General features: G+C 71.1%; 1 protein-coding gene. It reads left to right on the forward strand.

Annotated features, from left to right (window positions below):
- The coding region (locus tag D7X55_RS39605; RefSeq protein WP_147470430.1) for a condensation domain-containing protein at nucleotides 1-1,089 on the forward strand (1,089 nt) is incomplete at both ends.

Here is a 1,089-nt window from a genome sequence, read left to right on the forward strand (position 1 = left end):
CCCTGCCCAACGTGCGCGTCTACGTGCTGGACCGCACGCTGCGCCCGGTGCCCGTGGGCGTCGCCGGTGAGCTCTTCATCGGCGGCGAAGGCGTCGCTCGTGGCTACCTCAACCGGCCGGAGCTGACGGCGGACCGCTTCATCCCGGACGCCTTCTCCTCCACTCCGGGTGCCCGCCTCTACCGCACCGGCGACGTGGTGCGCTGGCGTGCCGACGGCATGCTCGACTACCTGGGCCGTGCGGACTTCCAGGTGAAGGTCCGCGGCTTCCGCATCGAGCTGGGTGAAATCGAGTCCTGCCTGTTGAAGCACCCTGCCGTGCATCAGGCCGTCGTCCTCGCTCGCGAGGACGTGCCCGGTGACAAGCGACTCGTCGCCTACGCCGTCCCCGAGGCGGGAGCGTCCCTGGACACCACCGAGCTGCGTGCATTCCTCAAGCAGCACCTGCCCGAGTACATGGTGCCCGCCGCCTTCCTGGTGCTGGAAGCGCTGCCGCTCAACACCAACGGCAAGGTGGACCGCAAGGCGCTCCCCGCGCCCCAGAGTGGTGCAGCTGCTTCCACCTACGTCGCGCCGAGCACTCCCACTGAGGAACAGCTCGCGGCCCTCTTCACGCAGGTGCTGCGCGTGGAGCGCGTGGGCATCCACGACGACTTCTTCGCGTTGGGGGGCCATTCACTCCTGGCCACCCAGCTCGTCTCCCGCGTGCGCGCGGGCTTCCGCGTGGAGCTGCCGCTGAGGGCCCTCTTCGAAGCGCCCACCGTGGCCGCGCTCGCGGAGCGCCTCCAGGCCCAGGCGCCAAGCCTCCAGCTGCCTCCGCTCACCCGGACCCAGGCGGACGGCCCACAGCCCCTCTCCTTCGCCCAGCAGCGCCTCTGGTTCCTGGACCAGCTCACCCCGGGCGATGCGTCCTACAACATCCCCACCGCGCTCCGGCTGACGGGCCGGCTGGACGAGGAGTCCCTGCGCCGCGCCTTCGAAGCGCTGGTGGCCCGCCACGACGCCCTTCGCACCACCTTCCGTGAGAGCCAGGGCCAGGCCGCCCAGCACATCCACGCGCCCGGCACGTGGGCGTTGCCGCTCATCGACC

The organism is Corallococcus sp. AB049A (assembly GCF_003668885.1).
Taxonomy (GTDB): Bacteria; Myxococcota; Myxococcia; order Myxococcales; family Myxococcaceae; genus Corallococcus; species Corallococcus interemptor.